This is a genomic window from Leisingera coralii (assembly GCF_049056525.1).
In the GTDB taxonomy this organism is placed as follows: domain Bacteria; phylum Pseudomonadota; class Alphaproteobacteria; order Rhodobacterales; family Rhodobacteraceae; genus Leisingera; species Leisingera coralii.
The window spans coordinates 47,844-57,434 of record NZ_JBHUPT010000056.1 but is presented as its reverse complement, the minus strand read 5'-3'; the positions used below and the strand labels follow the sequence as shown (position 1 = coordinate 57,434).

The window sequence follows — 9,591 nt, the reverse complement described above, 5'->3', positions numbered from 1 at the left end:
CGCGGCACCGCACGTCCGTGCGGTGCCATGCCCAACGGGGTGAGGGCCTGGCAAGGCCCGAAGCCGGGCGGGAGCTGCCCCGTGTGCCACGGGCGCAAGGTTTTCAATCAGGTGCGGCACCGGCCGCGAAAAAAGCCGGCGCGATGTGCGCGCCGGCTGATGTTTTCTGAACCTCAGTGCCCGTGCCCGTGCCGGGCGCTTACTCCCAGCAGCTGACCAGGACGGTCATGCCGGAGGCGAGCCGGGCGATTGCCGCGCTGGGCAGGCTGCCGGCGGCGGGGGATTTGCTGGCCGCGGTCACCCCGGCGGCGCTCAGCGCGCCGCGGAGGGATTCGGCGTTGACCGCAAAGCTCACGCCTTCGGGCAGCTGCTTGCCGTCAGGCTGCCGCGGCAGCAGCATGCCGTGCACCGCGCCGGTGCTGTCGAGCACCGGGCCGCCGGCGTCACCGGGCTGGGCCGCCAGGTCGAGGCGCGCCACGCCGGTGTTGCCGTCCAGGCTTTTGAGGTCGGCGATCTTGCCCCAGGTGAGGCTCGGTGCGCCGAGAACGCCCTCGTAGGAGAAGCCGGACACCGCGATCTCGGACTGCAGCCGCGGCGAGGAGGTGCTGAGCTCGGCCACCGCGGCCGGGGCCAGCGGCTCTGCCGGGCGCAGGATGGCGATGCCGTCGGCGGCGTTATTGGCCGCGATCTCGGCCGCATAGCCGTGGTCCAGGGTGATCCGGGTGCAGCCCGCCACCACGTCCGAGGTGGTCAGCACGCTGCCGTTGCCATCCACGAAGAAGCCCGAGCGCGACAGTTTCGGCTTGCGGATCTCGAGGCCGGCGACCAGGTCGATGTCCTGCACCGCGTCGCCGCCCGCTGCCGGGTCCAGAACGCCGTCGAGGCGGGTGAAGCTGGCCTGCATCGCGGCCAGAACCCGGGCGCGGCGGTCTTCGTCACCGGCGGGCCAGATCAGGGTGAAGCCCTTCACTTCGCCGTTTTTCAGGCTGGCCTGGGTGAAGGAGACGATCCGGTCGTTGCGGCCTTCGATGGTGAAGCTGCCGCTGCCGCGCTGGCGCGGGCCCTCCAGCGGCACGATCTCCAGCGTCTGCAGGATGTCGTAGAGGCCGAACAGGGTGCGCTTGTCGCCGGGCTGGCTGATCAGCAGCACCTGGGCGCCCAGATCCCCCTTGCTGGTGTAATGGGCAAAGGGCGATTCATAGCGGTCGAACCCCACCTCATCCGCGGGCATCTGCAGGGCGATGCCGGCCTTGGCGTCCTCGATGCGGGCCATGCCGACCGAGATCAGGGGCGCATTGTACTCATCCAGCAGCACCTGGCGCTGGGCGGTGGTCAGAACGCCGGTCGGCTCAAAGCCGCGGGCCGCCTGCCAGTTGCTCATCGAAGCGCGGGTGCCGCGGCCGAAGGCGCCGTCGATGCCGGAGTCGTAAAAACCCGCCGCTTTCAGAGCCACCTGCAGCTCCATCCGCTGCTCGCGGCTGAGGGCGCGTTCGCTGCGCCGTGCCTCTGCCGGGCTTTCATCGGGCAGGGTGGACTGCAGTGCGGCCTGCTGCTGCGGTTCCGGCTCTGCCAGGGCGGGCGCTGCGGGTGCCGGGGCGGCTTCCGGCTCTGCCGGCGGCGTGGCATCTGCCGCCACCGGGTAGAACTGGCTGCGCAGGTTGCGGCGGAAGGCGATGAAGCTGTCGCGCGGGATCTGGCCCTCGGCGCGGTAGACCTGCAGCACCCGTTCGGCGTCCTCGCGGGCATAGGGGCCCAGGACCACGCCGTACCAGCCGCCGCCAAGCGCGTAGCCCGAGACGTCGGGCAGGCGCGCGGCATAGCTGCGCGCCTCGCTTTCGGCCTCGCGCAGGGAGGAGCGGGCGGCGATCTGGATCCAGACCGCATCCCGGCTGCTTTGCGCCGAAACCGGCGCAGAGAACGCAATGGCCAGCGCGATCAGCGGCAGCGCCAGAGCGGCAATCAGTTTATTCATTGTCAGGGCCTCGTATCCCGGAAGTACTCTTATTCTTTGCCGCGGAGGTTAAGCATTTTGAGCGGCCGAAGGGAACTCCTCTTGGCAGGGGGAATTCCCGGCCCGTTGCCGCATTCCCGCACTTTTGTTGCCGATCCGCTGCGTGCGGCGGGCCGCAGCAGCGGGGCAAGCGCCCGCAGGGCGTTGACCCTGCCAAAAGCCTTGCATAGGAAGATCCCCGCAATTGCTGCCCCGGCCGGCCCTGAAGGCCCGCTGCCCCAAAAGGGATGAGAGATGACCCAGACCAACGGCGCGCCGCGCTCCTTCCAAGAGATTATCCTGAGGCTTCAGAGCTACTGGGCCTCCAAAGGCTGCGCGGTGATGCAGCCCTATGACATGGAAGTCGGCGCCGGGACCTTCCACCCGGCGACCACGCTGCGCTCGCTGGGGTCCAAGGCCTGGGCCGCGGCCTATGTGCAGCCTTCGCGCCGCCCGACCGACGGGCGCTATGGCGAGAACCCGAACCGTCTGCAGCACTATTACCAGTACCAGGTGCTGATCAAGCCGAGCCCGCCGGACCTGCAGGAGCTTTACCTGGGCTCGCTGGAGGCGATCGGCATCGACATGGCGCTGCACGACATCCGCTTTGTCGAGGATGACTGGGAAAGCCCGACGCTGGGTGCCTGGGGGCTGGGCTGGGAAGTCTGGTGCGACGGCATGGAAGTCAGCCAGTTCACCTATTTCCAGCAGGTCGGCGGCCATGACTGCCACCCGGTGTCCGGCGAGCTGACCTATGGCCTGGAGCGTCTGGCGATGTATGTGCTGGGTGCCGATCACGTGATGGACATGCCCTTCAACGACCCGGACGCGCCGATTCCGCTGACCTATGGCGATGTGTTCAAGCAGACCGAGGAAGAATACGCGCGCTGGAACTTTGACGTGGCCAACACCGAGGTGCTGCTGCGCCAGTTCGAGGAGGCCGAGGCCGAATGCGCCACGATCCTGGCGCAAGAGCATCAGGACCCCAAGACCGGCAAGCGGATCGTCATGGCGCATCCGGCCTATGACCAGTGCATCAAGGCCTCGCATATCTTCAACCTGCTGGACGCCCGCGGGGTGATTTCGGTCACCGAGCGCCAGGCCTATATCGGCCGCGTCCGTGCGCTGGCCAAGCAATGCGCCGACGCCTTTGTGCAGACCGAAGCGGGAGGGCATGCGGCATGAGTGAGATGAAAACCCCGTCAGCCCTGCAAATGCTGAAGTACGGCATTCTGCAGTATCTGCCCGGCGACAAGGGCTATTACTACGCGCGCAAGTACCGGCGCGGCCGCTGGCAGGAAGTGGACGCCGAATTTGCCCGCGCGCAGGAGGCCGCGCGCGGCAAGGTGGCCATTGACCTGGGCGGCAACGTCGGCACCTTTGCCGAGCGCCTGGCGCAGACCGCCTCGCATGTCTACACCTTCGAGCCTGACCCCTGGACCGCGGAGCAGCTGCGCAAGAACACGGCGCATCTCGGCAACGTCGAGGTGATTGAGGCCGCTGCCGGCGTGTCGGCCGGCACCGCCGCCCTCTACCGCCACGAGGCCTTTGACACCGACCCGGAGAAGATCTCGCAGGTGTCCAGCCTGGTGCCGGATTTCGAGCAGGTCGATGAGGGCCAGGCCGCGGCCGAGGTGGAAGTGATCGACTTCCTCGAGTTCATCCGCAGCCGCAACCTGGATATCGGCATTCTGAAGATCGACATCGAAGGCAGCGAAGTGCCGCTTCTTGAGGCGCTGCTGGAGGATCCGCTGCGCGAGAAGATCGACTATATCTTCTGCGAAACCCATGAATACGACCTGCCGGCGATGCGGGACCGCTACAAGGCGCTGCGCCGGAAGGCGGCGTCCCTGACCCGGCCGTCCGTCAACCTGGAGTGGCTGTAACTCATGGCGGGCAAGCTGATTTCCGTATTCCTGCTGGTCTGCGCGCTGGCCGCGGGCGGGGCGATGTATTACCTGCAGGTCTATGGCTTCTACGACGACGTGGAGCTGCAGCCGGGCCGCGACGTGGTGCTGGTGCCGCTGGACGGCGGCGCGGCGCAGCCGATTGCCTATTCCGACTTCGAGGCGATTGACGCCGGCAGCTCGCCGATCCGCTACCGCGCCTGTTTCAGCACCAATGTGACGCCGGATGAGCTGGCGCAGCTCTTTGCCCTGTCCGACAAGGTCGAGCCGCGCAATGCGCCGGAGTGGTTCGAGTGTTTCGATGCTGCGGCCATCGGCGCCAAGCTGGCGGATGGCTCGGCCAAGTCGTTCCTGTCGGTCAAGAACATCTCCTATGGTGTCGACCGCATTGTCGCCGTCACCGGTGAGGGCCGCGGCTATGTCTGGCATGAGCTGAACGACTGCGGCCAGAAAGCCTATGACGGCACCGTGGTGGGCGAGGAATGCCCGCCGCGGCCCGAGGCAGGCGAGGCGCCCGAAGCCGGGCAGGCACCCGAAGCCGGGCAGGCAGACGAATGACGTTCCACGCTGATCCCGCCATTTTCCAATTTTCCGCTGCGCCCGCTTGCGCAGCCATCCGTGAGGATATCTGATGCCCGATCTGCTGATTGAACTGTTTTCCGAGGAAATCCCGGCCCGCATGCAGGCGCGTGCCGCCGAGGACCTGAAGAACCGCGTGACCGACGGCCTGGTCGAGGCGGGGCTCACCTATGCCGGCGCCGCGGCGCTGTCGACGCCGCGCCGCCTGACCCTGGCGGTTGACGGCCTGCTGGCCGAAAGCCCCACCGTCCGCGAAGAGCGCAAGGGCCCCAAGGTCGGCGCGCCGGACAAGGCCATCGAAGGCTTCCTGCGCGGCGCGGGCCTGACCCGCGGCCGGCTGGAAGAGCGTGAAACCCCCAAGGGCGCGGTCTACTTCGCGATGATCGAGAAGCCGGGCCGCCCGGCGGCGGAGATCATTGCCGAAGTGCTGGAAGACACTATCCGCAACTTCCCCTGGCCCAAGTCGATGCGCTGGGGCGCAGGCTCCTTGCGCTGGGTGCGGCCGCTGCACTCGATCCTGTGCATCCTGTCGGATGAAAACGGCACCTCCGTGGTCGATCTGGATATCGACGGCATCAAGGCTGGCAACACCACCCGCGGCCACCGCTTCATGGCGCCGGACGAGATCACTGTCAGCGGCTTTGACGACTATGCCGCCAAGCTGAAGCGCGCGCATGTGGTGCTGGACGCCCGCGAGCGGGCCGAGGCGATCTGGCAGGAGGCGACCAATCAGGCCTTTGCCAACGGTCTGGACGTCGTCGAGGACAAGGGCCTGCTGGCCGAAGTTGCCGGGCTGGTCGAATGGCCGGTGGTGCTGATGGGCGCCATCGACGAGGAGTTCCTGGAGCTGCCGCCGGAGGTTCTGCAGACCTCGATGAAGGAGCACCAGAAGTTCTTCTCGGTGAAGAACCCCAAGACCGGCCGCATCGAGAAGTTCATCACCGTTGCCAACCGCGAGACCGCGGACAATGGCGCCACCATCCTGGCGGGCAACCAGAAGGTGCTGTCGGCGCGTCTGGCGGACGCCAAGTTCTTCTGGGAGAACGACCTGCGCACGGCGAAGTCCGAGGCGGGCATGAGCGCCTGGGTGGAGAACCTCGGCAACGTGACCTTCCACAACAAGTTGGGCACCCAGGCGGCGCGGATTGACCGCATTGCCGCGCTGGCCCGCGAGATCGCGCCTGTGGTTGGGGCTGATGCCGATCTGTCAGAACAGGCGGCACGGGTGGCCAAGGCCGACCTGTCGTCTGAGATGGTCTATGAATTCCCGGAGCTTCAGGGCCTGATGGGCCGCTACTATGCCGAGGCCGCGGGCCTGCCGCAAGAAGTGGCGAACGCCTGCCAGCAGCATTATTCGCCGCTGGGGCCGTCCGATGATGTGCCGTCGGAGCCGGTGTCGGTCGCGGTGGCGCTGGCCGACAAGCTGGACACGCTGACCGGCTTCTGGGCGATTGACGAAAAGCCCACCGGCTCGAAAGACCCCTTTGCCCTGCGCCGCGCTGCATTGGGGGTGATCCGGCTGGTGCTGGAGAATGATGTGCGGATCCGGCTGGACCGGTTCTTTGATGCACAGCTGCTGCGCCATAATATCTTTATTAACACCGGCAACGCTGGAGACAGTGAACTTTCAGCACTGCGTGTCATTCTCAAGGAAATCGCTCAACACGGTGTGTTTAGTGCGGCAGTGCAAACTGTTCTGGAACAACGGGGAAATCCGGAACTTAGGCTTGTCGAGAAACTGGGTCAGGAGTTGCCGGATACCTCGCTTGACCTGCTCACCTTCTTTCACGACCGTCTCAAGGTCTTCCTGCGCGATCAGGGCATCCGCCACGACGTGATCGACGCCTGCATCGCGATGGCCGGCAACGACGACCTGACCCTGCTAGTTAAACGCGCACGCGCCCTTGAGGACTTCCTGAAGACCGAGGACGGCGAGAACCTGCTGCAGGGCTTCAAGCGCGCCAACAACATCCTCAGCCAGGCGGAGGAAAAGGACGGCGTGGAATACTCGTTCGGCGCCGACCGCAAGTTTGCTGAGGACGAAACCGAAAAGGCGCTGTTCGATGCGCTGGAGGCCGGCGGGGCGGCGATCTCTCCGGCCATTGAGGCCGAGGATTTCGCGGCAGCCATGCGGGGCATGGCCGCCCTGCGCGCACCGGTCGATGCGTTCTTTGAAGCGGTGCAGGTGAACGCGGAGAACGAGGTGCTGCGCCGCAACCGCCTCAACCTGCTGAGCCAGATCCGCCAGGTCTGCGGCCAGGTCGCCGACCTCACCAAGGTCGAGGGCTGAGCGCCACACTCCTACTTCTTCTTTGAAGAAAATACTCCCGCCGGAGGCACCGGTTTCGGGCTCCGCCCGTTCAGGCCTGAAACCGTCCCCCGGACGGTTTCCTGGACGGGCCTCACTCCGCAAGGGAAGGCCGGTTTTCTTTTCAGAACCGCCCTCCGCCGCCGGCAAACTGTTACAAGACTCTTGCGCCATCGCCGCATCCCCTTATGGTGACAGGCAAAGGAGACGCGCTGCAGTGCAGAAAGATTTCGAACAGACCCCGCCGGCCTGCCTCATCACCGCGACCGCGCCGATTGCCACCGCCACCCATGGCGGGCGGGCCAAGTGCCTGCAGCGGCTGGTGCGGCTGGACCTGCCGGTGCCGCGCACGGTGGCGCTGTCCTTTGATGCGGTGCATGCGATTGCCGAAGGGCAGATGCCGGATCTGTCGGTCGTGCTGGGCGAGTTCGACCCGGAGGCGCTGCTGTGCGTGCGGCCCTCGTCCGAGGACCCGGACTGGGGCGGCCCCGGTGCGATCCTGAACATCGGCATGAACGATGCGCGCTATGTCGACCTGTGCGACACCCTGGGACGCGAGGCGGCGGCGGCGCTGTATTTGCGCTTTGTGCAATCCTATGCGGTGCATGTGGCGCGGCTGGACCCGGATGTATTCGACGATGTCGAGGATGGCGGGCCGGATGCGCTGAGCGAGATCCTGCATGCCTATGAGGCGGAAACCGACGAGCCGTTCCCGCAGGACCCGGGCGAGCAGCTGGCGGCAGTGCTGCGCTCGATGGCGCGGGCCTGGGAAGGCACCTCGGCGCGGATCCTGCGCCAGGCCAAGGGCGCGCCGGCCGATGCCGGTCTCGGGCTGGTGGTGCAGGAAATGATCCCCGGTGTGGGGCAGGGCGAGTGCGGCTCCGGCGTGCTGCAGCTGGTGAATTCCACCACCGGCAAACCGCAGCTGACCGGGCGCTACCTGAGCCAGAGCCAGGGCCGTGATGCGCTGGGGGCGGGGGCCGGGGCGCTGTACCTGGCCAAGGACGCCCGCGGGCTGTCGCTGGAGGAGCTGGCGCCGGAGGCCTTTAACGACCTGCAGGCCCATGCCGCGCTGATGCGCCGCAAGCTGCGCGAGGAGATGCAGCTGGAGTTTGTCGTCGACAACGGCCGGGTGCATATCCTGGACGGGGTGCGGGTGGTGCGCTCGGCGCAGGCGGCGGTGCGGATTGCGGTGGCGCTGGCGGAGGATGGCATCATCCCGCAGGAAGAAGCGCTGATGCGGGTTGATGCGCATATCCTGAACGAGCTTTTGCACCGGCAGGTGGCGCCGTATGCCAAGCGCGACGTGATCGGCCGCGGCATTGCCGCCAGCCCGGGTGCGGCCACCGGCAAGCTGGTCTTTACCGCTGCCGGGGCGCAGGCCAGTGCGGCGCGCGGCGAGCCTTGCATCCTGGTGCGGCGGGAAACCTCGCCGGAGGATGTGCGCGGCATGCACGCCGCGGCCGGGGTGCTGACCGAAAAGGGCGGCATGACCAGCCACGCCGCGGTGATTGGCCGCGGTCTGGGGCTGCCCTGTATCGTGGGCGCCTCGAACATGAGGTTCCACACCAAGCGCAAGATGCTGCAGGCGGCGGACGGCCGGATGTTCAAGGCCGGCGACACCATCACCATCGACGGCAGCAGCGGCCAGGTGCTGGCGGGCCAGCCGGAGATGCTGGAAGCGGCCCAGGACGGCGCTCTGCAGACCCTGCTGACCTGGGCGGACGAGGCCCGCGACATCGGCATCCGTGCCAATGCGGACACCCCGGAAGATGCTGAAACAGCACGGAAATTCAACGCTCAGGGTATCGGGCTCTGCCGGACTGAGCACATGTTCTTTGAGCCCGGGCGGCTGACGGTGATGCGCGAGATGATCTTTGCCGATACGCCCTCGGGCCGCGCTGCGGTGCTGGAGCGGCTGCTGCCGATGCAGCGCGACGACTTCCGCGAGCTGTTCCGGATCATGGAGGGGATGCCTGTCTGCATCCGCCTGTTCGACCCGCCGCTGCATGAATTCCTGCCCGCCACCAGGACCGGCCAGCGCGAGCTGTCGGAGGCGCTGGGTATCCCGGTGAGCGATGTCACCCGCCGGGTCGAGGAGATGGGTGAATACAACCCGATGCTGGGCCTGCGCGGCGTGCGGCTGGGGGTTACGGTGCCGGAAATCTACGACATGCAGGCACGGGCGATCTTTGAAGCCACGCTGGAGGCCTCCAAATGGGGCGATCCGGTGGTGCCGGAGATCATGATCCCGCTGGTTTCGGCCAAGCGCGAGGTGGAACTGGTCAAGGCCCGGATTGATGCGGTGGCTGCCGCGGTGAAATCGGAGCGGGGCGAGGATTTCACCTACCGGCTGGGGGTGATGGTGGAAACGCCGCGCGCGGCGCTGCGCGCGGGGGAGATTTCGCCGCATACCGCGTTCCTCAGCTTCGGAACCAACGACCTGACCCAGATGACCTATGGCCTGTCGCGCGACGATGCGGGGCGGTTCATGTCGGATTACGTGAACCAGGGCGTCTTCCCGGAGGACCCGTTCCATGTGCTGGACACCGACGGGGTTGGCGAGCTGCTGAAGCTGGGCGTGCAGCGCGGCCGGGCAGAAAATGGAAATATCACCTTGTCGATCTGCGGCGAGCATGGCGGCAACCCCGAATCGATTGCATTTTGCCGCGATGCGGGCTTTGACTATGTCTCCTGCTCGCCGTTTCGCGTGCCGGTTGCGCGATTGGCCGCAGCCCAATTGGCAATTTCCAGCCAAACCGGACAGGTCGCGCCAACCTACACAAAATATTAAGAAAAAACAGGGC

At 66.6% G+C, this 9,591-nt stretch carries 6 protein-coding genes; 5 read left to right on the top strand and 1 reads right to left on the bottom strand.

Translation table 11 applies throughout. The features are described from left to right. Positions 1–199 precede the first annotated feature (199 nt). Positions 200–1,972 carry a trypsin-like peptidase domain-containing protein gene (locus ACFMBG_RS17250; RefSeq protein ID WP_421055938.1) on the bottom strand — a complete coding sequence of 591 codons (1,773 nt, stop codon included), beginning with the start codon at positions 1,970–1,972 and terminating at the stop codon, positions 200–202. Positions 1,973–2,245: 273 nt separating this feature from the next. On the opposite strand from ACFMBG_RS17250, the gene ACFMBG_RS17245 reads away from it, so the two are divergent. The 5 genes from ACFMBG_RS17245 to ACFMBG_RS17225 all read left to right on the top strand — a co-directional run bounded on the left by ACFMBG_RS17245 (position 2,246) and on the right by ACFMBG_RS17225 (position 9,578). Next, complete coding sequence (locus ACFMBG_RS17245) at positions 2,246–3,175, top strand: glycine--tRNA ligase subunit alpha (protein ID WP_421055937.1); 930 nt, start codon at positions 2,246–2,248, stop codon at positions 3,173–3,175. Beyond that, positions 3,172–3,876: an FkbM family methyltransferase gene (locus ACFMBG_RS17240; RefSeq protein WP_421055936.1), complete on the top strand. Its 705-nt coding sequence runs from the start codon at positions 3,172–3,174 to the stop codon at positions 3,874–3,876. The genes ACFMBG_RS17245 and ACFMBG_RS17240 overlap by 4 nt, the downstream gene beginning before the upstream one ends. Positions 3,877–3,879: 3 nt before the next feature. Next, on the top strand, positions 3,880–4,455 hold the full coding sequence (locus ACFMBG_RS17235; RefSeq protein WP_421055935.1) for a DUF6446 family protein: 576 nt from the start codon (positions 3,880–3,882) through the stop codon (positions 4,453–4,455). Between the two features lie 73 nt (positions 4,456–4,528). Further along, positions 4,529–6,766 (top strand): glycine--tRNA ligase subunit beta, encoded by a 2,238-nt coding sequence (glyS, locus tag ACFMBG_RS17230; RefSeq protein ID WP_421055934.1) that lies wholly within the window; start codon positions 4,529–4,531, stop codon positions 6,764–6,766. Positions 6,767–7,001: 235 nt separating this feature from the next. Continuing rightward, positions 7,002–9,578: a putative PEP-binding protein gene (locus tag ACFMBG_RS17225; RefSeq protein ID WP_421055933.1), complete on the top strand. Its 2,577-nt coding sequence runs from the start codon at positions 7,002–7,004 to the stop codon at positions 9,576–9,578. Positions 9,579–9,591: the final 13 nt, after the last annotated feature.

Excerpts from the sequence above, each read along its gene's own strand:
- ACFMBG_RS17240 (WP_421055936.1), top strand. The coding sequence starts at position 3,172 with ATGAGTGAGATGAAAACCCCGTCAGCCCTGCAAATGCTGAAGTACGGC.
- glyS (WP_421055934.1), top strand. The coding sequence starts at position 4,529 with ATGCCCGATCTGCTGATTGAACTGTTTTCCGAGGAAATCCCGGCCCGC.
- ACFMBG_RS17235 (WP_421055935.1), top strand. The coding sequence starts at position 3,880 with ATGGCGGGCAAGCTGATTTCCGTATTCCTGCTGGTCTGCGCGCTGGCC.
- ACFMBG_RS17245 (WP_421055937.1), top strand. The coding sequence starts at position 2,246 with ATGACCCAGACCAACGGCGCGCCGCGCTCCTTCCAAGAGATTATCCTG.
- ACFMBG_RS17250 (WP_421055938.1), bottom strand. The coding sequence starts at position 1,972 with ATGAATAAACTGATTGCCGCTCTGGCGCTGCCGCTGATCGCGCTGGCC.